At 72.5% G+C, this 23,664-nt stretch carries 31 protein-coding genes and 1 tRNA gene; 22 read left to right on the top strand and 10 right to left on the bottom strand.

Annotation, left to right across the window (positions count from 1 at the left end):
• Positions 1 to 8 precede the first annotated feature (8 nt).
• Both ctaD and serB read left to right on the top strand, forming a co-directional pair.
• Positions 9 to 1,766 (top strand): cytochrome c oxidase subunit I, encoded by a 1,758-nt coding sequence (ctaD, locus tag LBW97_RS04540; RefSeq protein ID WP_224498205.1) that lies wholly within the window; start codon positions 9 to 11, stop codon positions 1,764 to 1,766.
• Between the two features lie 127 nt (positions 1,767 to 1,893).
• The gene (gene serB, locus LBW97_RS04535; protein WP_224498204.1) at positions 1,894 to 3,150 is read left to right on the top strand and encodes a phosphoserine phosphatase SerB; all 1,257 of its coding nucleotides are present in this window, start codon (positions 1,894 to 1,896) and stop codon (positions 3,148 to 3,150) included.
• Between the two features lie 8 nt (positions 3,151 to 3,158).
• Here the strand turns inward: serB and LBW97_RS04530 are convergent, their stop codons facing one another.
• Together LBW97_RS04530 and LBW97_RS04525 are read right to left on the bottom strand one after the other, a co-directional pair.
• Entirely contained in the window at positions 3,159 to 3,725 is a 567-nt protein-coding gene (locus LBW97_RS04530) for an isochorismatase family protein (protein WP_224498203.1), read from the bottom strand.
• 11 nt (positions 3,726 to 3,736) lie between these two features.
• A complete protein-coding gene (locus LBW97_RS04525; RefSeq protein WP_224498202.1) occupies positions 3,737 to 5,020 on the bottom strand; it encodes a nicotinate phosphoribosyltransferase in 1,284 nt (427 codons plus the stop codon).
• Positions 5,021 to 5,079: 59 nt separating this feature from the next.
• On the opposite strand from LBW97_RS04525, the gene clpS reads away from it, so the two are divergent.
• The gene (gene clpS / locus LBW97_RS04520) at positions 5,080 to 5,376 is read left to right on the top strand and encodes an ATP-dependent Clp protease adapter ClpS (protein ID WP_224498201.1); all 297 of its coding nucleotides are present in this window, start codon (positions 5,080 to 5,082) and stop codon (positions 5,374 to 5,376) included.
• Positions 5,373 to 5,870, top strand: a complete 498-nt coding sequence (locus tag LBW97_RS04515) for a DUF2017 family protein (RefSeq protein ID WP_224498200.1) — start codon at positions 5,373 to 5,375, stop codon at positions 5,868 to 5,870. The genes clpS and LBW97_RS04515 overlap by 4 nt, the downstream gene beginning before the upstream one ends.
• Here the strand turns inward: LBW97_RS04515 and LBW97_RS04510 are convergent.
• Positions 5,809 to 6,162, bottom strand: coding sequence for a hypothetical protein (locus tag LBW97_RS04510; protein ID WP_224498199.1), 354 nt, complete (start codon positions 6,160 to 6,162; stop codon positions 5,809 to 5,811). The genes LBW97_RS04515 and LBW97_RS04510 overlap by 62 nt on opposite strands.
• A 94-nt stretch (positions 6,163 to 6,256) precedes the next feature.
• Between LBW97_RS04510 and LBW97_RS04505 the strand changes: the two genes are divergently transcribed.
• The 8 genes from LBW97_RS04505 to LBW97_RS04470 all read left to right on the top strand — a co-directional run bounded on the left by LBW97_RS04505 (position 6,257) and on the right by LBW97_RS04470 (position 12,031).
• Complete coding sequence (locus tag LBW97_RS04505; protein WP_224498198.1) at positions 6,257 to 6,742, top strand: Mov34/MPN/PAD-1 family protein; 486 nt, start codon at positions 6,257 to 6,259, stop codon at positions 6,740 to 6,742.
• Between the two features lie 154 nt (positions 6,743 to 6,896).
• Complete coding sequence (locus tag LBW97_RS04500; protein ID WP_224498197.1) at positions 6,897 to 7,175, top strand: MoaD/ThiS family protein; 279 nt, start codon at positions 6,897 to 6,899, stop codon at positions 7,173 to 7,175.
• Between the two features lie 47 nt (positions 7,176 to 7,222).
• Complete coding sequence (locus tag LBW97_RS04495) at positions 7,223 to 8,173, top strand: PLP-dependent cysteine synthase family protein (protein ID WP_224498196.1); 951 nt, start codon at positions 7,223 to 7,225, stop codon at positions 8,171 to 8,173.
• A gap of 114 nt (positions 8,174 to 8,287) precedes the next feature.
• Positions 8,288 to 9,112, top strand: coding sequence for a glutamate racemase (gene murI / locus LBW97_RS04490; protein WP_224498195.1), 825 nt, complete (start codon positions 8,288 to 8,290; stop codon positions 9,110 to 9,112).
• A complete protein-coding gene (locus tag LBW97_RS04485) occupies positions 9,109 to 9,852 on the top strand; it encodes an MBL fold metallo-hydrolase (protein ID WP_224498194.1) in 744 nt (247 codons plus the stop codon). Before murI ends, LBW97_RS04485 begins: the two co-directional genes overlap by 4 nt.
• 50 nt (positions 9,853 to 9,902) lie before the next feature.
• Positions 9,903 to 10,856 carry a DNA polymerase domain-containing protein gene (locus LBW97_RS04480; RefSeq protein ID WP_224498193.1) on the top strand — a complete coding sequence of 318 codons (954 nt, stop codon included), beginning with the start codon at positions 9,903 to 9,905 and terminating at the stop codon, positions 10,854 to 10,856.
• Positions 10,853 to 11,467 carry a DUF6461 domain-containing protein gene (locus tag LBW97_RS04475; protein WP_224498192.1) on the top strand — a complete coding sequence of 205 codons (615 nt, stop codon included), beginning with the start codon at positions 10,853 to 10,855 and terminating at the stop codon, positions 11,465 to 11,467. Before LBW97_RS04480 ends, LBW97_RS04475 begins: the two co-directional genes overlap by 4 nt.
• An 81-nt stretch (positions 11,468 to 11,548) precedes the next feature.
• Positions 11,549 to 12,031, top strand: coding sequence for a DUF4262 domain-containing protein (locus LBW97_RS04470; RefSeq protein ID WP_224498191.1), 483 nt, complete (start codon positions 11,549 to 11,551; stop codon positions 12,029 to 12,031).
• A 19-nt stretch (positions 12,032 to 12,050) separates the two neighbouring features.
• Here the strand turns inward: LBW97_RS04470 and bcp are convergent, their stop codons facing one another.
• Both bcp and LBW97_RS04460 read right to left on the bottom strand, forming a co-directional pair.
• Positions 12,051 to 12,539, bottom strand: a complete 489-nt coding sequence (gene bcp, locus LBW97_RS04465; protein WP_224498190.1) for a thioredoxin-dependent thiol peroxidase — start codon at positions 12,537 to 12,539, stop codon at positions 12,051 to 12,053.
• A 53-nt stretch (positions 12,540 to 12,592) separates the two neighbouring features.
• Positions 12,593 to 12,997 (bottom strand): YjbQ family protein, encoded by a 405-nt coding sequence (locus tag LBW97_RS04460; RefSeq protein ID WP_224498189.1) that lies wholly within the window; start codon positions 12,995 to 12,997, stop codon positions 12,593 to 12,595.
• A gap of 61 nt (positions 12,998 to 13,058) precedes the next feature.
• Between LBW97_RS04460 and rph the strand changes: the two genes are divergently transcribed.
• Both rph and rdgB read left to right on the top strand, forming a co-directional pair.
• Positions 13,059 to 13,796, top strand: coding sequence for a ribonuclease PH (gene rph / locus LBW97_RS04455; protein ID WP_224498188.1), 738 nt, complete (start codon positions 13,059 to 13,061; stop codon positions 13,794 to 13,796).
• On the top strand, positions 13,793 to 14,404 hold the full coding sequence (rdgB, locus tag LBW97_RS04450; RefSeq protein WP_224498187.1) for an RdgB/HAM1 family non-canonical purine NTP pyrophosphatase: 612 nt from the start codon (positions 13,793 to 13,795) through the stop codon (positions 14,402 to 14,404). The genes rph and rdgB overlap by 4 nt, the downstream gene beginning before the upstream one ends.
• Positions 14,405 to 14,430: 26 nt before the next feature.
• Here the strand turns inward: rdgB and LBW97_RS04445 are convergent, their stop codons facing one another.
• The gene (locus tag LBW97_RS04445) at positions 14,431 to 14,652 is read right to left on the bottom strand and encodes a hypothetical protein (RefSeq protein WP_224498186.1); all 222 of its coding nucleotides are present in this window, start codon (positions 14,650 to 14,652) and stop codon (positions 14,431 to 14,433) included.
• A 126-nt stretch (positions 14,653 to 14,778) separates the two neighbouring features.
• Between LBW97_RS04445 and LBW97_RS04440 the strand changes: the two genes are divergently transcribed.
• The 5 genes from LBW97_RS04440 to LBW97_RS04420 all read left to right on the top strand — a co-directional run bounded on the left by LBW97_RS04440 (position 14,779) and on the right by LBW97_RS04420 (position 19,435).
• Positions 14,779 to 15,153 (top strand): hypothetical protein, encoded by a 375-nt coding sequence (locus LBW97_RS04440; protein WP_224498185.1) that lies wholly within the window; start codon positions 14,779 to 14,781, stop codon positions 15,151 to 15,153.
• A 22-nt stretch (positions 15,154 to 15,175) separates the two neighbouring features.
• Positions 15,176 to 15,691, top strand: a complete 516-nt coding sequence (locus LBW97_RS04435) for a DinB family protein (protein ID WP_224498184.1) — start codon at positions 15,176 to 15,178, stop codon at positions 15,689 to 15,691.
• 147 nt (positions 15,692 to 15,838) lie between these two features.
• Positions 15,839 to 17,797: a bifunctional diguanylate cyclase/phosphodiesterase gene (locus LBW97_RS04430; RefSeq protein WP_224498183.1), complete on the top strand. Its 1,959-nt coding sequence runs from the start codon at positions 15,839 to 15,841 to the stop codon at positions 17,795 to 17,797.
• Positions 17,798 to 17,853: 56 nt separating this feature from the next.
• Complete coding sequence (locus LBW97_RS04425) at positions 17,854 to 18,801, top strand: hypothetical protein (protein ID WP_224498182.1); 948 nt, start codon at positions 17,854 to 17,856, stop codon at positions 18,799 to 18,801.
• A 178-nt stretch (positions 18,802 to 18,979) separates the two neighbouring features.
• The gene (locus LBW97_RS04420) at positions 18,980 to 19,435 is read left to right on the top strand and encodes a hypothetical protein (RefSeq protein ID WP_224498181.1); all 456 of its coding nucleotides are present in this window, start codon (positions 18,980 to 18,982) and stop codon (positions 19,433 to 19,435) included.
• Between the two features lie 4 nt (positions 19,436 to 19,439).
• On the opposite strand, the gene LBW97_RS04415 is transcribed toward LBW97_RS04420, so the two are convergent.
• Positions 19,440 to 19,955 carry a hypothetical protein gene (locus LBW97_RS04415; RefSeq protein WP_224498180.1) on the bottom strand — a complete coding sequence of 172 codons (516 nt, stop codon included), beginning with the start codon at positions 19,953 to 19,955 and terminating at the stop codon, positions 19,440 to 19,442.
• Between the two features lie 182 nt (positions 19,956 to 20,137).
• On the opposite strand from LBW97_RS04415, the gene LBW97_RS04410 reads away from it, so the two are divergent.
• A complete protein-coding gene (locus LBW97_RS04410) occupies positions 20,138 to 20,635 on the top strand; it encodes a DUF427 domain-containing protein (protein WP_224498179.1) in 498 nt (165 codons plus the stop codon).
• 54 nt (positions 20,636 to 20,689) lie between these two features.
• Here the strand turns inward: LBW97_RS04410 and LBW97_RS04405 are convergent.
• A tRNA-Leu gene (locus LBW97_RS04405) sits at positions 20,690 to 20,770 on the bottom strand.
• Between the two features lie 88 nt (positions 20,771 to 20,858).
• On the opposite strand from LBW97_RS04405, the gene LBW97_RS04400 reads away from it, so the two are divergent.
• Positions 20,859 to 21,089 carry a DUF3618 domain-containing protein gene (locus LBW97_RS04400; protein WP_224498178.1) on the top strand — a complete coding sequence of 77 codons (231 nt, stop codon included), beginning with the start codon at positions 20,859 to 20,861 and terminating at the stop codon, positions 21,087 to 21,089.
• Between the two features lie 75 nt (positions 21,090 to 21,164).
• On the opposite strand, the gene LBW97_RS04395 is transcribed toward LBW97_RS04400, so the two are convergent.
• A complete protein-coding gene (locus LBW97_RS04395) occupies positions 21,165 to 21,779 on the bottom strand; it encodes a TetR/AcrR family transcriptional regulator (RefSeq protein WP_224498177.1) in 615 nt (204 codons plus the stop codon).
• 174 nt (positions 21,780 to 21,953) lie between these two features.
• Between LBW97_RS04395 and LBW97_RS04390 the strand changes: the two genes are divergently transcribed.
• Positions 21,954 to 23,018, top strand: coding sequence for an EAL domain-containing protein (locus tag LBW97_RS04390; RefSeq protein ID WP_224498176.1), 1,065 nt, complete (start codon positions 21,954 to 21,956; stop codon positions 23,016 to 23,018).
• A gap of 7 nt (positions 23,019 to 23,025) precedes the next feature.
• Here the strand turns inward: LBW97_RS04390 and LBW97_RS04385 are convergent, their stop codons facing one another.
• Positions 23,026 to 23,607, bottom strand: coding sequence for a histidine phosphatase family protein (locus tag LBW97_RS04385; RefSeq protein WP_224498175.1), 582 nt, complete (start codon positions 23,605 to 23,607; stop codon positions 23,026 to 23,028).
• Positions 23,608 to 23,664 lie beyond the last annotated feature (57 nt).

Genomic DNA, 23,664 nt, shown 5'->3' with positions numbered 1-23,664 from the left:
TGCGAGCCGTGACGATTGCACCGGCGCCAATCGTGAGTCGGCCCAGCCCGGCTCACGTGGTCGAGAAGGGCTCGCGGCTGTCCAACCTGCTGCGGACCACCGACCACAAGACCATCGGTCTGATGTACCTGACCACCTCGTTCGCCTACTTCATCGCAGGCGGACTGATGGCCATGCTCATCCGTGGGGAACTGGGCCGTCCCGGCCTGCAGTTCCTCTCGCCCGAGCAGTACAACCAGCTCGTCACGATGCACGGCACGGTCATGCTGCTGATGTTCGCGACGCCGCTGTTCTTCGCGTTCTCGAACCTGATCATGCCGCTGCAGATCGGTGCGCCCGACGTCGCGTTCCCGCGGCTGAACGCGTTCTCGTTCTGGCTGTTCTTCTTCGGCAGCCTGATCGCGGTCTCCGGCTTCCTCACCCCCGGTGGCGCCGCCGACTTCGGCTGGTACGCCTACGCGCCGCTGTCCGACGCCGTGAACAGCCCCGGCGCCGGCGCGAACCTGTGGTTCGCCGGTCTGGCCGTCAGCGGTCTGGGCACGATCCTCGGCGCCGTCAACTTCATCGCCACGATCGTCTGCCTCCGCGCGCCGGGCATGACGCTGTTCCGGATGCCGATCTTCACCTGGAACACGCTCGTCACCAGCGTGCTCGTGCTCTTTGCGTTCCCGATCCTGACCGCGGCGATCATGGCGATGCTGGCCGACCGCAACCTCGGTGCGCTGATCTACTCGGACGAGAACGGTGGGGCCATGCTGTGGCAGCACCTGTTCTGGTTCTTCGGCCACCCCGAGGTCTACATCATCGCGCTGCCGTTCTTCGGCATCATCACCGAGATCATCCCGGTCTTCGCCCGCAAGCCGTTGTTCGGCTACAAGGGCATGGTCTTCGCGACGCTGTCCATCGCGGCCCTCTCGGTGGCGGTGTGGGCGCACCACATGTTCGCCACCGGCGCGGTGCTGCTGCCCTTCTTCGCCTTCCTGACCTACCTGATCGCGGTTCCGACCGGCATCAAGTTCTTCAACTGGCTCGGCACCATGTGGCGAGGTCAGATGACCTTCGAGACGCCCATGCTGTTCTCGATCGGCTTCCTCGTGACCTTCCTCCTGGGTGGTCTCACCGGCGTTCTGCTGGCCAGCCCGCCGCTGGACTTCCACGTGAACGACAGCTACTTCGTCGTCGCGCACTTCCACTACGTGGTGTTCGGCACCGTCGTCTTCGCCGCCTACGCCGGCATCTACTTCTGGTTCCCGAAGATGTGCGGCCGGATGATGGACGAGCGCCTGGGCAAGCTGCAGTTCTGGCTCACCTTCATCGGTTTCCACGGCACGTTCCTCATCCAGCACTGGCTGGGCGCCGAGGGCATGCCGCGCCGGTACGTGGACTACGTGGCCACGGACGGCTTCACGACGATGCACACCATCTCGACGATCTTCTCGTTCGTGCTGGGTGCGGCCACCATCCCGTTCGTCTACAACGTGGTGAAGTCGTGGAAGTACGGGAAGCTCGCCGTGCGCGACGACCCGTGGGGCCACGGCAACTCGCTGGAGTGGGCGACCTCCTCCCCACCGCCGCGGCACAACTTCGTGGAGATCCCGCGGATCCGCTCGGAGCGTCCGGCGTTCGAGGCGCACTACCCGCACCTGATGGAGCGCCTGCAGGAAGAGGCGCACGCCGGCAAGCGGCACAAGCCGTACGCCGGGGTCAGCGAGCTCGGCGGGACCGCCGGGCGGCGACAGGGTCCGAACGACCCCGACCCCACGTGACCACCGGCCTCCGCGCAGGAGGCCGAGCACCACATCGACGGATGCCCTGTCGGCCACGTGGCCGGCGGGGCGTTCGCCGTTCCGGGGCAGGGTCGGACGCCGGACGGCGGTGCGGCACGATGGCGCCGTGCCGCTGGACCCCACGCCCCACCCGCTGTCCGCGCCCGAGCCGACCGCGGCGCGAGCCCTGCTCACAGTCACCGGCGCCGACCGCCCGGGAGTGACCGCCCGACTCTTCGCGGGGCTGTCGGGGGTCGACGGCCTCGCCGTGGAGGTGCTCGACGTCGAGCAGGTCGTGGTGCACGGCCACCTGGTGCTCGGCGTCGTCGTCGGCGTCATCGACGACGGCGGGACGCTTGTGGGCGAGGCGCAGCTGCTCGACCACCTGCGGGGAGTGGCCGGCGACGTCGAGGCCGCCACCGGGGTCAGGGTGGCCGTCGAGTCCGCCAGCGACCCCGGGGCTCCGACCGCCGCCGGCCGGCCGCACCACGTCATCCTGCTGGGCCGGCCGGTGCCGCCCGACGCCGTCGCGGGGGCAGCCCGGGCCGTCGCCGAGATCGGCGGCAACATCGACGCGATCCGGCGGCTGTCGGACTACCCGGTCACCAGCTTCGAGCTGACCGTCTCCGGGGCGGAGGCCACCGAGCTGCGCACGGCGCTGGCGTCGGTGGCCGCCACCACCGGGGCCGACATCGCCGTCGAGCAGGTGGGCGTGGCCCGGCGCAGCAAGCGGTTGATCGTGCTCGACGTCGACTCCACCCTGGTGCGCGGTGAGGTGATCGACGAGCTGGCTGCGCGGGCGGGGCGCGCCGCCGAGGTCGCCCGCATCACCGCCGCGGCGATGAACGGCGAGCTGGACTTCGAGGAGTCCCTGCGCGCCCGGGTGGCGGTCCTGGCGGGGCTGCCCGAGGAGGTGCTGGACGAGGTGCGCGAGCACCTGGTCCTCACCCCCGGGGCGCGCACGCTCATCGGCACGCTGCAGCGGCTCGGCTTCCGCTGCGGCATCGTCAGCGGCGGCTTCACGCAGATCACCGACCCCCTGGCCGAGAGCCTGGGCCTGGACTTCGCGGCGGCCAACACCCTCGAGGTCGTCGACGGCAAGCTCACCGGGGGACTGGTGGGGGAGATCGTCGACCGGCCGGGCAAGGCGCGGGCCCTGATCCGCTTCGCCGGGCAGTACGGCATCCCGCTGGACCAGACGGTCGCCGTCGGCGACGGCGCCAACGACCTCGACATGCTCAACACCGCCGGGCTGGGCATCGCCTTCAACGCGAAGCCGTTCGTGCGGGAGCAGGCGCACACCGCGCTCAACCAGCCCTACCTCGACGCCGTCCTGCAGGTGCTCGGCTTCACGCGGGACGAGGTCCTCGACGCCGTTCCCTGATCGTCTGCTCAGGGCCGGTGGACCGAACCCTCCAGCTCGATGCCGGCGGTGCGCAGCTGGTCCAGGGCGGCCTCGACGGTCTCCTCGGAGACGCCCGCGGTGAGCGGGAGCAGCACCCGCGTGGCGAAGCCGGCCGCGACGGCGTCGAGGGCGGTGGCCCGCACGCAGTGGTCGGTGGCGATGCCGACGACGTCGACGGCGTCCACCCCGCGGGACCGCAGCCAGTCGGCGAGCCCGGTGTCCTCGCACGCCCCCTCGAAGCCGGAGTAGGCGGCGGCGTACTCGCCCTTGTCGAAGACCGCTTCGATCGGCCCGCGGTCCAGCGCCGGGTGCAGCTCCACCCCGTCGGTGCCGACGACGCAGTGCCGCGGCCAGGTGTCGAGGAAGTCGGGGGAGTCGGAGAAGTGGCCGCCCGGGTCGATGTGGTGGTCCCGGGTCGCGACGACGTGGTCGTACCCCGCCGTCCGCACGTGGTCGGTCACCGCAGCGGCGACGGCGGCGCCGCCGGCGACGGCCAGGCTGCCGCCCTCGCAGAAGTCGTTCTGCACGTCGACGACGATCAGTGCTCGGGTCATCTCCGGCCTCCTCAGGCGGGCAGGGTCTCGAGGGCGGGCTCGCCGCGGGACAGCGCCCAGCCCTCGGCGGGGAGCGCGGCCTTGACCCGGTCGTGGTGCTCCCGGGCCTGGCGGAGTGCCTCGGCGGGGGAGACGTCGGTGCAGAGCCGGCCGTTCCGGACGAGGGGCATCAGGAGGTCGCGGTCGCCGTCCTGCGGCTGGACGGGCTCGCTGCTGACCACCTCGGCGGTGGCCGTGCCGGCGGCGTCGTGCCGGCGGACGGCGTGCTTGCGGCCGCCGACGGAGTTCTTGCCCTCCGACCGCTTGGCCACCTGGACGCCGTCGCGCTCCACCAGCTTGTAGACCATCCCGGCGGTGGGCGCGCCCGATCCGGTGACCAGCGACGTGCCGACGCCGTAGCCGTCGACGGGGGCGGCCATGAGGCCGGAGATGGCGTACTCGTCGAGGTCGCTGGTGACGATCACCCGGGTGGACGTCGCGCCGAGCTCGTCGAGCAGCTGCCGGGCGCGGGTCGCGAGCGTGGGCAGGTCACCGGAGTCCAGCCGGATGCCGCCCAGATCCGGGCCGGCCACCTCGACGGCGGTGCGGATGCCCTGCTCGACGTCGTAGGTGTCGACGAGCAGCGTCGTGCCGACCCCCAGGGCGTTGACCTGCGCGCGGAAGGCGGAGCGCTCGTCGTCGTGCAGCAGCGTGAAGGCGTGCGCGCTGGTGCCCGTCGTGGGGACGCCGTAGCGACGGCCGGCCTCCAGGTTGGAGCTGGAGGCGAAGCCGACGAGGTGCGCGGCGCGGGCTGCGGCGACGGCGGCCTCCTCGTGGGTGCGCCGGGAACCCATCTCGATGCAGGGGCGCTCGCAGGCGGCGGCGACCATGCGCGCGGCCGCCGAGGCGATCGCGGAGTCGTGGTTGAGGATCGACAGCGCGAGGGTCTCCAGCAGCACGCCCTCGGCGAAGGACGCCCGCACGGTGAGGACGGGGGAGCCGGGGAAGTAGAGGTCGCCCTCGGCGTAGCCGTCGATGTCGCCGCTGAAGCGGAAGTCGGCCAGCCAGTCCAGCAGCCGCTCGTCGGTCAGCCCCTGCGCGCGGAGGGTGGCCAGCTCCTCGTCCCCGAAGCGGAAGCCGGGCAGCGCCTCCAGGAGGCGGCCGGTGCCGGCGAGGACCCCGTAGCGGCGGCCGTGGGGAAGGCGCCGGGCGAAGACCTCGAACACGCAGTCGCGGGTCGCCGTGCCATCGGCGAGGGCGGCCGCCAGCATGGTCAGCTCGTAGCGGTCGGTGAACAGCGCGGAAGCCCTCGGCATGGCATCGGAGCCTAGGCCGACCGGCGCGCGCGGGCAGACCCGCGCTCTAAGCTGGACCCGTGGCCGGACCTCTCGCGCCGACTTGGACGCCCGACAGCTCCGTCGACGAGCTCAGCGATCTCGACCGTCCGTGGGTGACCATCGTCTGGAACGACCCGGTCAACCTCATGAACTACGTGACCTTCGTGCTGCAGGAGCTCTTCGGCTACGACGAGGCGAAGGCCACCGAGCTCATGCTCCAGGTGCACCACGAGGGCCGGGCCATCGTGAGCTCCGGTCCGCGGGAGCGGATGGAGCACGACACCAGCCGGCTGCACGCCTACGGGCTGTGGGCCAGTTACCAGAAGGACTCATGAAGCCGTTCCGCGCCAGCCGGGGAGAGATCGTCGCGCGGCTCGACCGGGCCGAGGCGGGGATCGTCGCCCTCCTGCTCGACCAGCTCGAGCAGCTGCTGGTCGCCGATGCCGACGACGTCGCCGGTGACCCGGTGCTCGAGCGGCTGTTCCCGCCGGGGCACCGCTCGGACCGGGAGATGGCCGAGGACTACCGGGAGCTGACGGAGGAGTCGCTGCGCGGCGGCAAGGCCGACGACCTGGCGATGGTGCGGGCCACCCTGCCGGTCGACGGCGGCGAGATCCGGCTGGACGACGAGCAGGCCGGCGCGTGGCTGCGCACGAGCAACGACCTGCGGCTGGCCCTCGGCACCCGGCTGGACATCAGCGAGGACACCGAGCCGCCGGAGGAGATCCTCGGCGAGGACGACCACCAGCTGGCGGTCTACTACTGGCTCACCGCCGTGCAGGGCTCGCTCGTCGACGCCCTGGTCGCTGGTCGCGCCGGCCGAAGGTGAGCAGCACCAGCGCCGCCACCAGCAGGTCCAGGGCGAACAGCACGTAGACCATGCCGTGCAGGTCCACGTCGACGACGATCGCGCCGATCGTCGAGAGCAGCAGGACGCCGGAGACGGCGAGCAGCAGCAGCAGGAGCAGGACCCGCAGCACCACGATGACGACGACCGAGGCGCGGTCCCCGGGCTCCGCCGCGCTGTAGCCGCGGTGCACGAACAGTCCCCGGACACCCAGGACCAGGGCAGGCAGCGCCAGCAGCACGACACCGGCGATCAGCAGCGAGGGGACAAGCACGACGGCGACGGTATCGGTCCCCGGCCGTCCGCGGTCGACGGCCCGGCCGGGGCCGACTCCGAGTGGTGAGGTAGGGGACGCCTAGACTGGCCACGTGCTGCGCATCGACCGCGCGACCTACGACGCCATCGTGGCCCACGCCCGGGAAGACCACCCGGACGAGGCCTGTGGCGTCGTCGCCGGTCCCGAGGGGACCGACCGTCCCGAGCGCGTCGTCCCGATGCTGAACGCCGCGCGGTCGCCGACGTTCTACGAGTTCGACACCGCGGACCTGCTGAAGCTGTACCGCGACCTCGACGACCGGGACGAGTGGGCCGTCGTCGTCTACCACTCGCACACCGCCACCGAGGCCTACCCGTCGCGCACCGACATCGGCTACGCCTCGGGCCCGGCAGCCGATCCGCGCACCCACTACGTCCTCGTGTCCACCCGGCACCACGGTGGGCAGACCGGCCTGGCCGGAGACGACGTCGAGTTCCGCAGCTACCGCATCGTCGACGGGGAGGTGTCGGAGGAGGAGGTCGAGATCGTCGAGACCCATCTCTTCGGGCACTCGCCGACGACCGTCGTCTACGACTGAGGAAACACCCCGTTCCCCCCACGCCTCGCAGGCTCGGCGCGGGCCCTTGAACGGGGCCGGAATGCGCCGTGCGGAGCGGGCGTTCCGCACACAGACGCACCACCGCTGCCTTGCAGCGATCCCCTGACACACTCGTCCCGAGGAGAACCACGCCATGGCCATCGAGGTCCGGATCCCGACCATCCTGCGCACCCACACCGGCGGCAACAAGACCGTCGACGGCAGCGGGGACACCCTTTCCGCGCTGATCGACGACCTCGACAGCAAGCACTCGGGCCTGAAGAACCGCCTCGTGACCGAGGAGGGCAAGCTGCACCGCTTCGTCAACGTCTACGTCAACGACGAGGACGTGCGCTTCACCGGCGCCCTGGACACCCAGGTCAAGGACGGCGACTCGGTCACGATCCTCCCGGCGGTCGCGGGCGGCTGCTGAGCGGTCCGCCGCTCCCGTCCACCGTCCCCGTTCCCGGAAGAGTTCCCATGGCCCGCTTCGCCTCTCTCGTCGACTCCCTCGGCGGCACCCCGCTGGTGGGGCTGCCGAATCTCTCGCCGACGCCTGACGTGCGTCTGTGGGCCAAGCTCGAGGACCACAACCCCACCGGCTCCATCAAGGACCGCGCCGCGATCAGGATGATCGAGGCCGCCGAGAAGGAGGGCCTGCTGCGGCCGGGGTCGACGATCCTCGAGCCGACGAGCGGCAACACCGGGATCTCGCTGGCCATGGTGGCCCGGCAGCGCGGTTACAAGCTGATCTGCGTCATGCCGGAGAACACCTCCATCGAGCGGCGGCAGCTGCTGGAGATGTACGGCGCGCAGATCATCCCGTCGCCGGCCGCGGGTGGGTCGAACCAGGCCGTCGCGATGGCCAAGGAGCTCGCCGCCGAGCACGACGACTGGGTGATGCTCTACCAGTACGGCAACCCCGGGAACGCGCTCGCGCACTACGAGGGCACGGCGCCGGAGATCCTCACCGACCTGCCCTCGATCACGCACTTCGTCGCCGGCCTCGGCACGACCGGCACGCTCATGGGCTGCTCGCGCTACTTCCGCGAGCACAAGCCCGGTGTGCAGGTCATCGCCGCCGAGCCCCGGTACGGCGAGCTGGTCTACGGCCTGCGCAACATCGACGAGGGCTTCATCCCCGAGCTCTACGACGCCTCGCTGCTGGACTCGCGGTTCTCCGTCGGCCCCGACGACGCGATCCACCGCACCCGCCAGCTGGTCGAGCGGGAGGGGATCTTCGCCGGCATCTCGACCGGCGCGATCCTGCACGCCGCCCTCGGCATCGCCGACAAGGAGGTGGCGGCCGGCCGCGCGGCCGACATCGTCTTCATCGTCTGCGACGGCGGCTGGAAGTACCTCTCCACCGGTGCCTACGCGGGCACGCTCGAGGAGGCGACCTCCGCACTGGAGGGTCAGCTCTGGGCCTGACGAAGGACCGGCCTTCCCCCCACGCCTCGCAGGCTCGGCGCGGGACCCTGAAGGCCGGCCGTTCCATCCCGTCACCAGCGTCCGTCGGTGGGGCCGGTTAGCCTGACCGGCGACATGGGGACGCAGCCAGGAGCCGACGCACCGATCGGCATCTTCGACTCGGGTGTCGGCGGGCTGACCGTGGCCCGTGCGGTGCTCGACCAGTTGCCGAACGAGTCGGTCCGCTACATCGGTGACACGGCCAACGGCCCCTACGGCCCGCTGCCCATCGCCGAGGTGCGCCGGCACTCCCTCGCCGTCATGGACGGCCTGGTCGACGACGGCGTGAAGATGCTCGTCGTCGCCTGCAACTCGGCGAGCGCCGCCTCGCTGCGGGATGCCCGCGAGCGCTACGACGTCCCGGTGGTGGAGGTCGTGCTCCCCGCGGTCCGCAGGGCCCTCTCCGCCACCCGCAACGGGCGGATCGGTGTCATCGGCACCCAGGCCACGGTCACCAGCGGCGCCTACGACGACGCCTTCGCCGCGGCGCCGCACGTGACGGTGACCTCCGCGGCGTGCCCGAGCTTCGTCGACTTCGTGGAGCGCGGGGTGACCAGCGGCCGGCAGCTCGTGGGGCTGGCGCAGTCCTACCTCGACCCGTTGCTGGCAGCCGGTGTCGACACCGTCGTCCTCGGGTGCACGCACTATCCGTTGCTGACCGGCGTCATCTCGCTGGTCATGGGCGAGGACGTCACGCTGGTCTCCAGCGCCGAGGAGACCGCCAAGGACGTCTACCGGGTGCTGACCCGCGCCGAACTGCTCCGCGACGAGGACGCCGCACCACCCCGGCACGCGTTCCTCGCCACCGGCGACCCCGAGCCGTTCGCCCGGCTCGGCCGCCGTTTCCTGGGTCCCGAGGTCGGCGCGGTGCTCCGCGCGGGAACGGTGGGTGCTGCGTGAAGCTGACGGTCATCGGCTGCTGCGGCAGCGGTCCGGGCCCGGACTCGCCCGCCTCCAGCTACCTGGTGGAGCACGAGGGCTACCGGCTGGTGCTCGACCTGGGCAGCGGTGCGTTCGGGGCGCTGCAGGGGCTGATCGATCCCGGCACGGTGGACGCGGTCTTCCTCTCGCACCTGCACGCCGACCACTGCCTCGACGTCGCGCCGTTCGTCGTCTGGGGGCGGTACTCCGGGCGCTCCACGGGCTCGCTCGTGCCGCTGTACGCGCCGGTGGGTGCCGAGCGTCGACTGGCGCTGGCCTACGACATGGACGGCGAGGCGCTGACCGACGTCTTCGACTTCGTCCCGGTGGGGCCGGGCGCCTTCCAGCTCGGGCCCTTCGAGGTCGAGCTGGCCCGCACCGCGCACCCCATCGAGTGCTACGCCATCCGGCTGACCGCCGGCGGGCGCTCGCTGGTCTACACCGGTGACACCGGCCCCAGCGAGCAGGTGGTGGAGCTGGCGCGCGGCGCCGACGTGCTGCTCGCCGAGGCCGCGCACCCGGACAACGCCCGCGAACAGCCCCCGGGGCTGCACCTCACCGGGCGGCAGGCGGCCGAGCACGCAGCGGCGGCCGGCGTGCAGCGGTTGCTGCTGACGCACATCCCGCCGTGGGTCGACCACATCGGCCAGCTCTTCGCCGCGAGCGCGGTGTTCCCGGAGACCGAGCTGGTGCGCGCCAAGGCGACGTACGACATCTGAACGGGTGGTCCCGGTTGCCCGGGGCAGAGCTGCCCGGCACGGTGGGCCGCGTGGACACCGAACGCGACGGCGTCGCGCTGAGCAGCCTGGATTCCCCGCTCGGTGACGGGCTCGAGGTCGCCAAGCGCGCGCTGATCGACCACTTCGACGCCGTCGCCGACCGGCTCGTCCCACTGCTCGCCGGCCGGCCGCTGTCGGTCAAGCGGGTGCGCCCGGGTCAGGCGCCGTTCATGCAGCGCAACGTGAGCAAGGGCGCCCCGGAGTGGGTGCGGACGGTGCCGGTCTGGTCGGAGGGCTCGCACCGGGAGATCCACCAGGTGCTGTGCGACGACCGCCGGACCCTGCTGTGGCTGGGCAACCAGCGCTCGGTCGAGCTGCACGTGCCCTTCCTCCTGGCCGGCTCGCACGAGCCCACCGGCCTGGTGCTCGACCTGGATCCGCCGGAGGGGGCCGACTTCCCGGGAGTCGTCGCCGCCGCCCGGCTGGCGCGCCGGGCCCTGGAGGAGGCGGGGCTGGGTGCCGCGGTGAAGACCAGCGGCTCGAAGGGGCTGCACGTCGTCGTCCCGGTGCACGGCTCGCCGCTGGAGGACGTCGCCGCCGCCACCCGTGCGCTCGCTGCCCGGACCGCCGCCCTGGACCCGGAGCTGGCGACCACGGCCTACCTGCTGGAGGACCGGGGCGGTCGGGTGTTCGTGGACTCCACGCGGTCGGGGCAGGGGACGGTCGTCGCGGCGTACAGCCCACGAATCCGCCCCGGGCTGCCGGTGTCGTTCCCGGTCGGCTGGGACGAGCTCGACGACGTCCGGCCCGGGGACTTCACCGTGACGACGGCGGCCGGGCTGCTCGGCGACCGCGATCCGTGGGCCGAGGCGTTGCCGGAACCGCAGGCGCTGCCGGCGGACCTGGTCGCCGAGGGGCACGCCATCCCGGTCGCCCGGGTGCAGGCGATGCACGAGGGCAAGCGCCGCAAGCGCGCGGCAGCCGATGCGGGGGAGGGCGCGTGAGCGACTACGACTGGTTCGACATCGAGGCCATCGCGCTGACCTTCCTGCGCGGAGCGCGGCTGGAGGAGGTCGTCCACGTGCTGCGACTGGATCCGGCGACCGAGCGGATGCGCACCTTCGACGATGCCGAGGAGGACCCGGACGTCTCCAGCGACGCCTTTCCGGTGCAGATGGAGGAGCTCGAGGGCTGGCTCGTCGTCGTCGAGCCGAACGGCTTCCTGATGACCGACCACCACGTGCTGTCCCGGCTCTCGCGGGGCGGCACGGCGATCTGCTGGTTCCGCAACATCAACGCGGTCTCGGACTTCCTCGTGGCGCGGGACGGCGAGATCGTGCGGGCGTTCGATCCGGTGCTCTTCGACGACGAGGAGGGGGCGCCGCTGCCGGAGGAGGAAGGGCTCGACTTCGCCGACGAGGACGCCGATCCGGACGCCCTCGCCCTCACGCTGATGGAGCGGTTGACCGGTGTCCGGATCGAGGAGTCCTGGCTGCTGGAGCGTCCGCGGCGGACGTGGCTGGCCCCGCATCCGCCGCCGACCTCGGAAGGCCCCCCGGCCGGCCGGCCCGGAGCCCCTGGGGTGATGCGGAGGCTGTTCAGCCGGCTGCGCTGACGGCGCTCCACAGCGCCGCCCGCCGTCCACAGAAGCCTTCCGGGGCTCCGCTCCGGCCCTGCCGGCGCCCAGGCTGGCGGCATGACGACCGAATCCCAGATGCTGGCCTGGCTCGACCAGGAGGACAGCCGGCTGGCCGAGACGATCCGCACCCATCGCGTCGTCGTGCAGTACGTCATGCGCGGCGCGGAGTCCGACGAGCCTCCGTTCGGCTACACCGTCGGCCTGTTCGGCGTGGGGCATCCCGAGCTGGTCGTGGTGGGGGTCGGCTCCGAGAACGCCCGCGCCATGCTCAACGCGGCCGCCGACCTGGTCCTCGACGGTCGGGACCTGCTGCCCGGTGAACTCGTCGAGTTCGACGGCGAGCGCAGGCTCGTCGTGGAGACGCTGCCCAACCCGGACGAGGTCCTGTTCAGCGCGAACCGCTTCTACCGGCGGCCCGATGAGTTCTCGGTGCCGGGGTACCAGCTCGCCTGGACCCACGCCGACGGGTCGTTCCCGTGGGAGCCCGGCTACCCCTGCCCGCCGGAGTGCCAGCCGCGGCCCGGGACGTGGCGGGCCTAGGGGATGGCGCGGTCCTGCTTCAGTCCAGGCCGAGGTCGCGCCGGAGCTTGGCGACGTGGCCGGTGGCCTTGACGTTGTACGAGGCCTTCTCGACGCGCCCCTCGGCGTCGATGATGAAGGTCGAGCGGATGACCCCGACGACCTCCTTGCCGTACAGCTTCTTGGTGCCGAACGCGCCGTAGGCCTGCAGCACCTGCTTGTCCGGGTCGGAGACCAGGGTGATGGCGAGCTTCTCCTCGTCCCGGAACCGGAGGAGCTTCTCGACCGGGTCGGGGGAGATGCCGACGATGTCGAGGCCGGCCTCGGCGAGGTCGCCGGCCGCCGCGGTGAAGTCGACGGCCTGCGTCGTGCAGCCCGGGGTCAGCGCGGCCGGGTAGCAGTAGACGATGACCCGGCGGCCGCGGTAGTCGCTGAGCGAGACCGGGTTGCCCTCGGCGTCGGGCAGCGTGAACTCCGGCGCCGGGTCGCCGGCGGCGAGGCGGACGGGGGCTGCGTCGGTCTCGGTCATGTCGGGAATCCTGCCGTGTCCCTGCCACCGCTCCGCAAGGGGGCGGTGCGAGATCATCCGGCGAGGAACGAGAAGCGCACGTGCCGCTGGTGGTTGTCGGTGTTCGTGTCCACCAGGCAGATGCGCTGCCAGGTGCCCAGCATCAGGCGGCCCTCGAGCACCGGCACGCTGGCGTGCGGCGGCACGAACGCCGGGAGGACGTGGTCCCGACCGTGCCCGGGGGAGCCGTGGCGGTGCCGCCAGCGGTCGTCGCGGGGGAGCAGCTCGTCCAGCTGGGCCAGCAGGTCGTCGTCGCTGCCCGAGCCCGTCTCGAGGATGGCGAGGCCGGCCGTCGCGTGGGGCACGAATACGTGCAGCAGGCCGTCGCCCTCCTGGGCCACGAAGGCGGCGCACTCGTCGGTCAGGTCCACGACGACGGGGACCCCGCCGGTCCGGACGGCTCGCAGCTCCGATCTCATGGGTCGATCCTCTCCACCGGGCACATCGCCGTCGAACCGGGGCGCACTACCCTCGGCATCCGTGACCCGCTCCGACGGCCGTTCGGCCGACCAGCTCCGTCCGGTGACCATCACTCGCAACTGGCTCGACCACGCCGAGGGCTCGGTGCTGGTGGAGTTCGGCCGCACCCGGGTGCTGTGCGCGGCCAGCGTCACCGAGGGCGTGCCGCGCTGGCGCAAGGGATCGGGCCTGGGCTGGGTCACCGCCGAGTACTCGATGCTCCCGCGGGCCACCCACACCCGGAGCGACCGCGAGTCGGTGCGCGGGAAGATCGGTGGCCGCACGCACGAGATCAGCCGGCTCATCGGACGCTCGCTGCGCGCCTCGATCGACCTCGGCGCGCTGGGCGAGAACAGCATCGCCATCGACTGCGACGTCCTGCAGGCCGACGGCGGCACCCGGACCGCCGCGATCACCGGCGCCTACGTGGCGCTGGCGGACGCGGTGTCCTGGCTGGGTGAGCGCAAGAAGCTGGCCAAGCCGAACCCGATGGTGCAGTCGGTCAGCGCGGTGAGCGTCGGTGTCATCGACGGCGAGCCGCGGCTGGACCTGCACTACGAGGAGGACGTGCGCGCCGGCACCGACATGAACGTCGTCTGCACCGGTGACGGCGGCTTCGTGGAGGTGCAGGGCACCGCCGAGGGCGCGGTGTTCGACCGGCCCACGCTGGACGCGCTGCTCGACCTCGCCGTCGCCGGCTGCGGCGAGCTGACCCGGCTCCAGGCCGAGGTCTTGTCTTCACCTGCGGCGCCCCGGTGAGCACCCGGCTGCTGCTCGCCACCCGCAACGCGGGCAAGCTCGCCGAGCTGCAGCGGCTGCTGGAGTCGGCCGTGCCGGGCGTCGAGGTGGTCGGGCTGCGCGACGTCGACGAGTACCCGGAGGCGCCGGAGACCGGTGCCACCTTCGCGGAGAACGCGCTGCTCAAGGCGCGCGAGGCGGTCCGCTACACCGGTCTGCCCGCGGTCGCCGACGACTCGGGTCTCGCCGTCGACGCGCTCAACGGCATGCCGGGCGTGCTCTCGGCCCGGTGGTCGGGGCGGCACGGTCAGGACGACGCGAACACCGCGCTCCTGCTGGGGCAGCTGGCCGACGTCCCCGACGAGCGGCGGGGAGCGGCCTTCGTGTGCGCAGCCGCCCTGGTGACGCCGGACGGCACCGAGCGGGTGCTGGAACGGCAGTGGCGGGGACGCGTGATCCGGGAGAAGCGGGGGAGCAACGGATTCGGCTACGACCCCGTGTTCGTCCCGGAAGGGCTGGAGCTCACCTCCGCGGAGCTCACGGCGGCGGAGAAGGACGCCCGCAGCCACCGGGGTCAGGCGTTCGCCGCGCTGGTGCCGGTCCTCGGAGAGGTGCTCGGAGCCCGCTGAGCGGGCCGTGGCTCAACGGTCGAGGATCAGCGGAAGCTGAAGCCCAGCCAGGCCAGCGAGTCCGACTCCGCCGGCTCGGCGTGCCGACCGGGGCGGACGAGCTCCTCCGAGGTGGCCACCTCGGGGCCGCCGAACTCCGGCGCGCGGTGACGCCCCCGAGCGGGAGCGGCGGCGGTGGAGTGGACGACGGCGGCGCGCACCATCGCGGCCGGGAGCCAGGTGGCGGTCGGAGAGGCGCTCGAGGTCATGCGTTCCAGATCGGCGCGACGGCACGGAAGCCGAAGCCTCCCCCGCCCGGGCACACCCCGTGGGGTGAACCGAAGGTCACCGGGCTGTGACACGGCGCACTCGGCGCTGGTCGATAGCCTGCGGGCATGGAGCTCGTGCGTCTTCTCCTCGTCGTCGTCCACATCCTGGGCCTGGCCGTGATCATCGGGCCGTTCCTGTTCCAGGTGAGCCGCAAGGCGAACTTCGAGCCGAAGCTGATGCAGATCGGCGCGCTGGTGCAGCTGGTGTCCGGGCTCGCCCTGGTCGGGATCCGCGAGGCGGACGACCTGCCGGTCGACCACGCGAAGATCGGCGTGAAGCTGGTCGTGACCGTGCTCGCCGTCGTCACCATCTTCATCGCCGCCCGGAAGCAGCGGGCGGCCACCGCCGGCCAGGCGGGCCCCAAGTCACCGCTGCCGTTCCTCCACGCGACCGGCGCACTGGCGATCCTCAACGTGTTCATCGCCGTCCTCTGGACCTGATCTCCCGCTAGCGTTCGCCGGCATGACCCTTCCGGCGCGCGTGCGACCCCCCGGCGACGGCGATGAGCGGACCCAGCTGCTCGGCTGGCTGAACCTGCAGCGCTCCGTCGTCCACCAGAAGTGCGAGGGCCTGGACGACGCCGCCGCGCACCGGCCGCTGGTGCCGACGTCGCCGCTGATGACGGTCGCCGGACTCGTCTCGCACCTGCGCTGGGTCGAGCACTGCTGGTTCCAGGTGCTGTTCCTCGACCGGGACCAGGTCGCCAACCCGCAGTTCGGCGACGTGCCCGATGCCGACTTCCAGGTGGACGGGGTCCCGCTCGCTCAACTGCTCGAGGAGTACGCGCGGGAGTGCGCCGCCTCCGACGCCGTCGTCTCCGCGGCGTCGCTGGACGACCGCGGGCGCAACCGCGAGCACGGCGCCGACACGCTCACGCTGCGCTGGATCCTCGGGCACATGGTCGAGGAGGTGGCCCGCCACGCCGGGCACCTGGATCTGCTCCGGGAGATGGCGGACGGCGAGAAGGGCCACTACTGACCTGCCGGCTCCCCCCGAGGGGTGAGGCTCTGCGACGTTGCCCTCTGGCACGCCGTCCCCGGACCGATGAACGACTTACCGGTTGTGCAAAACCGAACAGCCTGCCGGTGACGTCGCAATCTCCGCGGCACGGATCAGAGGACGAGCATGAGCAAGCACCACGACGACGAGACACCGAAGACGCGTCGCCAGGTGAGCCCCCACCTGGCCACGGTCGGGCTGGTCGCGGTGCTCGTGCTCCTGGCCGTCTTCTCCATCGCGGCGGCCGTGAACAACGCGCGGGCCGCTGCCGAGGCCACGCGCAGCGCCGAGGTCTCCCAGTGGTCCGAGGAGGCCGAGCGCCAGCTCGCCCTGCAGGAGGAGCTCGCCGACACGCTGAGCATGGACGCCGATGACGAGGTGTGGGCCGAGTACGACGAGGCGAAGACGCAGTTCACGCACGCCCTGGAACGCATGGGTGCGGTCTCGGGTGGGGACGAGAGCACGGAGGTCGCCGAGTGGCTGGCGCTGCACAGCGAGTACGTGCGGGCCGTCGACGGCATGCTCCTGGCCGGGCTAGAGGACGGGCTCGCGATCGACGAGTACGAGGAGGAGTTCGTCGACCCCGCGTTCGAGGCGATCGAGGAGGTCGTCAAGGAGGAGGCGCGCGAGCACTGGCTGGAGGCGACCCGGACCCTCGAGGACCTCGGGACGTTCCAGCGGGGGCTCCTCGTGGCCACGCCGGTGGCCTTCGGGGTGGGACTGGCGATGGTGGCCTGGTTCACCGTGATCCTCACCCGGAGCCGGCGGGACACCGCGCGGCAGTCGGAGGCCAACCGTCACCAGGCGCTGCACGACGCCCTCACCGGCCTGCCCAACCGCACGCTGCTGAAGCAGCGGGGCGCGGACGTGCTGGCCGACGACGCCGAGCCCGCGGGGCTCCTGCTGATCGATCTGGACCGCTTCAAGGAGATCAACGACACCCTGGGTCACGCCTACGGGGACCGGGTGCTGCAGGTGGTCTCCGACCGGCTGCGCCGCACGCTCCGCGCAGGGGACACGGTCGCCCGTCTGGGAGGCGACGAGTTCGCCGTCCTGCTGCCGGCGGTCGGGGACGAGCACGAGGCGCTCGAGCTCGCCGCCCGCGTGCTCGCGGCCATCGCGGCGCCGATCGACGTCGAGGGTGCCTCGCTGGACGTGGACGCCAGCATCGGCATCGCGCTGTCGGGGCTCCACGGCGACGACGTGGAGAGCCTGCTCCAGAGCGCCGACATCGCCATGTACGCCGCCAAGGCACGAGGGCTGGGCGTGTGCGTCTACGACTCCGGGCTCAACGACCACAGCCCTGAGCGCCTGGCGCTCCTCGGTGACCTGCGCCGTGCGATCGACAACGGCGAGCTGCTGCTGCACTACCAGCCGAAGCTCTCGCTCAGCGGCGGCCTCGAGGGCGTGGAGGCGCTGGTGCGCTGGCAGCACCCGGAGCGCGGCATGGTTCCTCCCGGCGCGTTCGTGCCGCTGGCCGAGCGGACCCCGCTGATCCGGGCGCTGACCCGGTGCGTGCTGGACCAGGCGCTGGCGCAGTGCGCCCGGTGGCGGGCCGAGGGCCGCGACCTGCAGGTGGCGGTGAACGTGTCCGCGCGCAACCTGACCGACGAGACCTTCGTCGACGAGGTGCTGGCGCTGCTCGCCCGCTGGGACGTGCCCGCACGCTTCCTGGACCTCGAGGTCACCGAGAGCGCGATCATGGCCGATCCGGAGCGCGCGCGGCAGACGCTGCAGCGGCTCAGCGAGGCCGGCGTCGTCCTCTCCATCGACGACTTCGGCGCCGGGTACACCTCGCTGGGTCACCTCAAGGACCTGCCGGTCCAGCAGCTGAAGATCGACCGGTCCTTCGTGGCGGACATGATCAGCGACCGCAGCGACGCGCTCATCGTCAAGGCCGTGGTCGAGCTGGGGCACAACCTTGGACTGGTGACCGTCGCCGAGGGCGTCGAGGACCAGGCGACCTGGGACGCCCTGAACGCGCTGGGTTGCGACGTGGCGCAGGGTTACCACATGGCCCGGCCCATGCCGGTGGTCGATCTGGAGCGCTGGCTGGACGGGCGGCTGGCCGCCGTCCCCGTCTGACGGCCCGGGGCGTGACCGTCGCGCCCCGGGGGCACTCCGGCTCCGTGCGGATTCACGTGGACGCTGCCAGGCAGCTGAGGTTCGACGACGGGACGCCGGTGACGGCGGCTTCCGGGGTGGCGCCGCTGGGCGACGGGTGGCTGATCGCCCAGGACGACTCGGTGATCGCCGCCTGGCGCCGCCACGGCGGCGTCACGCCGGTGCGGGTGCTGCCTGCCGTGGAGGGCCACGACACGTTCAGCGAGGCCGCCGGGACCAAGCACCTCAAGCCGGACCTGGAGGTCGCCTGTCCCGCGGAGGTGGACGGCGAGCCGGCCGTGCTGCTGCTGGGCTCGGGCTCCTCGCCGCGGCGGATGCGCGGCGTCCTGGTGCGGCTGGTCGACGGCGTGCCCGTGGTCGCCGCTGCCGAGCTCGGACCGCTCTACGCGCGGGTGGCCGACCGTCTCGGCCTGCCGATGGACTCCGTCAACCTGGAGGGCGCCAGCCGCCACGGCGACACGATCCGCTGGTTCAACCGCGGCAACCTCATGGCCGGCGTCCGGTCGGCGAGCGTCGACGTACCGCTCGAGGGGCTCGTCGCCGCCGTCCTCGGCCGGGGCGAGGCCGGCGAGGTGACGGTGGAACGGCCGCTGGAGTACGAGCTCGGCCAGGTGGAGGGGGTGGGGCTCGCGGTCACCGACGCGATCGCGCTGCCCGACGGGCGTGTGCTGCTCAGCGCCGCCGCCGAGGACACCCCCAACGCCGTCGACGACGGCCCGGTGGTCGCCACGGCGATCGCGCTGCTGGACGGCGAGCGGGTGCTGGCGGTCGCGCCGATCCCCGAGGTCGACGGGCACGTGCACAAGGTCGAGGGGCTGGCGCTGCGCGGCGTCGAGGGCGGAACGATCCGGCTGCTGGCCGTGGTGGACGACGACGACACCGCCAGGCCGTCGGCCGAGCTGGACCTGCGGGTGGAGCTGGACCAGAGCGGCTTGGAGCAGAGCACGTCGGGCATCGCCAGGTAGCCGAGGCGCTCCCAGAAGGCGAGCCCGGCGGCGTGGTCGCGCCAGTCGAACTCGCGGATCACGGCCCAACGCCGGCCCGGCCGGTCCGCCCGATCGGGTGGTCCCCGCCGCGTGCTGCCCGGAACCAGCGGCCGCCGGTGGATACGGTCACGGCCACCGAACCGAGGGAGGGCCGGCAGTGAGTGGTCCGGAGCAGCACGCGCAGCCATGGACACCGCCGCAGACGACGCGTCGTCGGTCGCGCTGGCTGACCGTGGCACTCCCGATCGGTCTCCTCGCGCTCCTGATCATCGGGACGCTGGGCTTCTTCGCCGTGAGGGGCTTCTCGGAGGATGTCCGGCCCGCGCAGCAGGCGGTCGACGCCTACGCCACCGCGCTGGTGGAGCAGCGCTGGGACGACGCGCACGGTCTGCTCTGCGAGAAGAGCGCTGACGAGTACACGGCCGAGGACCTCGCCGCGAGCTTCGGGGCCCCGCCGCTGACCGGCTACTACGTCCTGAGCGTCAGCGTGCGCTGGTCGAACGGGACGACGGCCGGTGACGCGACCGTCAGCTTCGAGACCGACGGCGGGATGGAGCAGGACGTCTCGCTGCCCCTGGTCGAGGAGGGCGACGACTGGCGGCCCTGCCCGTGACCTCCTAGGGCTCCCGCAGCAGCTCGGCTCGCCGGTCGAGCCGCCGCGGGCCGACGACGACCGCAACGGTCATGGCCAGGCCAGCGGCCACGGCGATCCACCACCAGGGTGAGCGGGCGAGGGCGAGGAGCCCGCTGACGAGCACCAGGGCAGCGCAGAAGGCGCCGGCGCGGGTCCGGGTCGCCCGCACGACGCTCAGCCGGTCCTCCACGAGCCGCAGCGCTGCCCGCCGCTCCTCGGTATCCGCCGGGACCGGACCGCGGCGGGCGGCCAGCTCCACCCGGGCACGAGCGTGCCCGGGCAGCCCCTCCAAGCCCGGCGACGCGTCCTGGATGGTGCGGGCGGTCGCGAGGCCGAGCACGGGGGCGCACACCGCCGCGAGGGCGATGCCCATGACGCACGCGGTGGCCCAGCTGCGATCCCCGGTGAGCCCGAAGAAGAGCACCGCCAAGGGGGCGAGCACGACCCCCATGAGGGTGGCGATCTTCCACCGGGGGGCGCGCAGCAACCAGGCGTTCAAGCCGGCGATCCTGCGGCACCGCGGCCCCGGCCGGCGCTGCGGTCACCCGGTCGGGGAGCTTGGCCCACACGTGCGGAGGGATCAGACCCACAGATGCACCGCGGGCCGGTCGTGCCCCTCGACCGCACAGGGCACGGACGTCGTCGATGAGGCGACGGAGCCGCGAGGCGCACACTCGACGCATGCGTGCACCCCGCCCCGACCCGGTAGGCCCAGGCCAGGAGTCCGTGTGGAACTACCCGCGGCCGCCGTCGGCGGAGATCGACGGCCGCCGCGTGCTGGTCGAGCTCGGGGGGCGGGTGATCGCCAGCACCGACCGCGCCATCCGGGTGTGCGAGACCAGCCACCCGCCGGTCTACTACGTGCCGGTCGGCGATGTCGTCCCCGGTGTCCTTGAGCAGGGCGCGGGCAGTTCGTGGTGCGAGTGGAAAGGTGCGGCGACCTACTGGGACGCCGTCGTCGACGGCGTCCGGCACCCCTCGGTGGGCTGGTCCTACGAGCAGCCGACCGCGGGCTACGAGCACCTTCGCGGCGCGGTCGCCTTCTACCCCAGCAGGCTCGACCTGGCGACGGTCGACGGGGAGCCGGTGCGCGCCCAGGCCGGTGACTTCTACGGCGGCTGGATCACCTCCGAGGTCGTCGGCCCGTTCAAGGGGGAGCCGGGCACCCGCGGCTGGTGACCGGTGCGCCGGAGGGCACCACGGGAACCCCGAACGGCTCGGCATGAGCCGGCGTGCGGGAGGCGGGAGTCGAACCCGCACGCCCGAAGGCACCAGATCCTAAGTCTGGCGTGGCTGCCGTTACACCACTCCCGCGTGGCCGCCGAGTCTAGGAGTAGCCCGGCCGGGTGCTCCGCGGGACGGTCGGCGCGCTGACCGGGGCGGCGTCTGGCAGGCTGTCGCCGTGCCTCGCGACCCACGACAGATTCAGCTGGAGATCGACTCGGCCCGCGAGTCGCTGGCCGCCACGCTGGACCAGATCGCCTTCCGGACCAGCCCGACCCGCCTCAAGACCAAGGGCAAGGATGCCGTGCAGCGGTTCCTGCAGACCCCGGCCGGTCAGGCGACCGTCGGCGCGGTCGGCCTGCTCGTCACGTTCGTCGTCGTCCAGAAGGTCCGACACCGCAAGCGCTGACCGCACCTGCCGGACAGAACGAAGGCCGGTCCACCCCGCGGGGTGGACCGGCCTTCGCCGTCGGATGGAGAGCCGTCAGGCAGCGGCCCGGATCAGCGGCAGGATGACCGTGTCGAGGACCTGGTCGGCGTAGGCCTCGTCGACCTGGCGGCCGGTGAGCAGCCAGCGCTGCACCAGCAGGGCGCTGACGCTCTCGGCGGCAACCGACCCGCGGAACGCGGCGGAGACCTCTCCGCGGGCCTCGGCCTTGTCGAACACCGCCTCGAACGACTGCTGCCACACCGCGAGCGGGCCGTTGTGGAACGCCTCGGCCAGCGCCGGCTGGCGCGGCACCGTGGAGAGCAGCGACAGCGTCGCCGCGCCGGTCGGGCCGTTCACGACGCCGACCAGCGTGCGCAGCAGCTCGCGGAGGTCGCCCTCGAGGGAGCCGGTGTCGGGGGTCTGGGCCTCGGCGCGGTTCAGGTCGGAGATCGTGTCGACGACGAGGTCTTCCTTCGTCCGCCACCGTCGGTAGATCGTGGCCTTGCCGACGCCGGCCTCGGCTGCGACCGCGTCCATGGTCAGGGCGCCGTAACCCACGTCGGCCAGCAGCTGCAGGATCGCGGCGCGGATGACGCCGTCGCGGCTGGGGTCGCGCGGTCGGCCGCCGCGACTGGGTCGGGCTTCTTCAGCGGTGGGGAGAGCGGCCATGTCCAAACCTTAGACATTCAAGTTGTAGGGATGCTGCACATACCCCGCGAGTACCCCCGGAAGTGGATCGCTACGAGCAGCGCGCGCCTCGACCCACCGCTTGACGGGGTGGGTCACTCTCTCACTGTGGGGACCATCTGCGGTGGAGTCTGTGGCTGCCGCCAGCACTGGGAGGTGCCCGGCCGCGCGAGCCGCGTGCTGCTGGCCACCTCGATCGGGCACGTCCTGCCGCACGTGTCGCGGACCGCGAAGGCGCTGGGCCTGACCGTGCACGCCTCGCCGCAGCTGCTCGACGTCGTGGACCAGGACAAGCGCGGGCGCGGGCTGGAGAGGCTGTTCCAGCGGCTGGCCCGGGAGCTGACCGCTGCCGAGACCGAGGCCGTCCGGGTGGCCACCGATCCGCCGGACGACGACGCCGCCTTCACCGCCCGCCTGCTGACCGCGCCCACCCTCGCCGTCGAGCTGGCCCGGCGCGGGGTCACCGTGGAGGTCGGCGTCCTCGCCGAGGCGGAGTTCTGGTCGGTCTACCAGCCGATCGTCTCGCTGGCCGACCGGTCCGTCGTCGCCCACGAGGCGTTGCTGCGCGGGCTGGTCGACGGGCGGGAGGTGGGAGGCGGCGACCTGTTCTTCGTCGCCGAGTCCGCCGGCTGGCTGCACCGCCTGGACCGCATCGGCCGAGAGTCGGCCATCGCCGGCGCGATGCCGTGGCTGGGCACCGATGACCTGTTCGTCAACTTCAACCCGACGTCGATCTACCGTCCGCAGGTCTGCCTGGCCAGCACCGAACGGGTGGCGCACGACGTCGGGATCCCTCCGAACCAGTTGGTGTTCGAGGTCGTGGAGTCGCACGCCATCGCCGACCGCGGGCACCTCGTCTCGGTGCTCGAGCACTACCGCTCGCTGGGCTGGCGGGTGGCGCTCGACGACGTCGGCTCCGGCTGGTCGAGCCTCTCGCTGCTGGCCGCCGTGAAGCCCGAGGTGGTCAAGCTCGACAAGGGCCTGGTGCAGGAGCTGCCCGACGACGGCGCCCGCACGGTGCTCAAGGCGGTCACCGACCTGGCGCACTCACTCGGCGCCGTCGTCGTCGCGGAGGGCATCGAGACCGAGCAGCTGGCCGAGGAGATGACCGCGCTGGGCGTGGACATGGGTCAGGGCTGGCTGTTCGGGCGGCCGGTGCGGCCCGAGCTGCCGGTCGAGGAGCCCGAGGACCGCTGGCAGCCGGTGGAACGAACGCGCTGACCGCGCGTCAGCCCAGCGCCCAGCCGATGAGCACCGGCCGTGCGTGCTCGTGCCCGAGGACGCCGTAGCGGCCGGCGGGCAGCGCGAACAGCGCCCCGGCTTCCGGCTCCAGGCCGAGCCAGCGAGCGGTCAGCACGCGCAGCACGTGCCCGTGCGCGACGAGGGCGACGTCGCCGTCGTCCAGCCGGGCGCGGGCGCGGTCGAGCACCCGGTCGACCCGCACGCCGACGTCGGCCAGCGACTCACCGGGCTGCTCGGCGTCCACGGTGCCGTCGCGCCAGATGGACCACTCCCGGCCCAGCTCCTCGCTGATCTCGGCGGTGGTGCGGCCCTCGTAGCCGCCGTAGTCGAGCTCCACCAGGTCGCCGTCGAGCTCGGTGGTGGGCAGCCCGGCGAGCTCCGCCGTCCGCCGGGCCCGCTGGAGCGGACTGATCCGCACCTCGACGAACTCCCGGGCGGCCATCGCGTCCCGCAGCGACCGCGCCTGGTCCTCGCCCTCGGGGAGCAGCGGCAGGTCCGTGGTCCCGGTGTGCTGCCCCGACCTGCTCCACTCGGTCTGCCCGTGCCGCACGACCACCAGTTCGCCCATGCCGCCATCGAACACGCCTGAGGGAACACATGCGCGTCATCCTGTGCTGGCCCTTCA

This window comes from Blastococcus sp. LR1 (assembly GCF_020166105.1).
GTDB lineage: Bacteria > Actinomycetota > Actinomycetes > Mycobacteriales > Geodermatophilaceae > Blastococcus.
Note: the sequence above shows the minus strand (reverse complement) of the source record. Positions and strands in the feature narration are given on the sequence as shown.

Bases quoted from the DNA above. Each gene is read 5' to 3' on its own strand.
- LBW97_RS04530 (WP_224498203.1), bottom strand. From the start codon at position 3,725: ATGACCCGAGCACTGATCGTCGTCGACGTGCAGAACGACTTCTGCGAG.
- LBW97_RS04525 (WP_224498202.1), bottom strand. From the start codon at position 5,020: ATGCCGAGGGCTTCCGCGCTGTTCACCGACCGCTACGAGCTGACCATG.
- LBW97_RS04515 (WP_224498200.1), top strand. From the start codon at position 5,373: ATGAAGCCGTTCCGCGCCAGCCGGGGAGAGATCGTCGCGCGGCTCGAC.
- LBW97_RS04500 (WP_224498197.1), top strand. From the start codon at position 6,897: ATGGCCATCGAGGTCCGGATCCCGACCATCCTGCGCACCCACACCGGC.
- LBW97_RS04495 (WP_224498196.1), top strand. From the start codon at position 7,223: ATGGCCCGCTTCGCCTCTCTCGTCGACTCCCTCGGCGGCACCCCGCTG.
- murI (WP_224498195.1), top strand. From the start codon at position 8,288: ATGGGGACGCAGCCAGGAGCCGACGCACCGATCGGCATCTTCGACTCG.
- LBW97_RS04470 (WP_224498191.1), top strand. From the start codon at position 11,549: ATGACGACCGAATCCCAGATGCTGGCCTGGCTCGACCAGGAGGACAGC.
- bcp (WP_224498190.1), bottom strand. From the start codon at position 12,539: ATGACCGAGACCGACGCAGCCCCCGTCCGCCTCGCCGCCGGCGACCCG.
- LBW97_RS04460 (WP_224498189.1), bottom strand. From the start codon at position 12,997: ATGAGATCGGAGCTGCGAGCCGTCCGGACCGGCGGGGTCCCCGTCGTC.
- LBW97_RS04445 (WP_224498186.1), bottom strand. From the start codon at position 14,652: ATGACCTCGAGCGCCTCTCCGACCGCCACCTGGCTCCCGGCCGCGATG.
- LBW97_RS04440 (WP_224498185.1), top strand. From the start codon at position 14,779: ATGGAGCTCGTGCGTCTTCTCCTCGTCGTCGTCCACATCCTGGGCCTG.
- LBW97_RS04435 (WP_224498184.1), top strand. From the start codon at position 15,176: ATGACCCTTCCGGCGCGCGTGCGACCCCCCGGCGACGGCGATGAGCGG.
- LBW97_RS04430 (WP_224498183.1), top strand. From the start codon at position 15,839: ATGAGCAAGCACCACGACGACGAGACACCGAAGACGCGTCGCCAGGTG.
- LBW97_RS04410 (WP_224498179.1), top strand. From the start codon at position 20,138: ATGCGTGCACCCCGCCCCGACCCGGTAGGCCCAGGCCAGGAGTCCGTG.
- LBW97_RS04395 (WP_224498177.1), bottom strand. From the start codon at position 21,779: ATGGCCGCTCTCCCCACCGCTGAAGAAGCCCGACCCAGTCGCGGCGGC.
- LBW97_RS04385 (WP_224498175.1), bottom strand. From the start codon at position 23,607: ATGGGCGAACTGGTGGTCGTGCGGCACGGGCAGACCGAGTGGAGCAGG.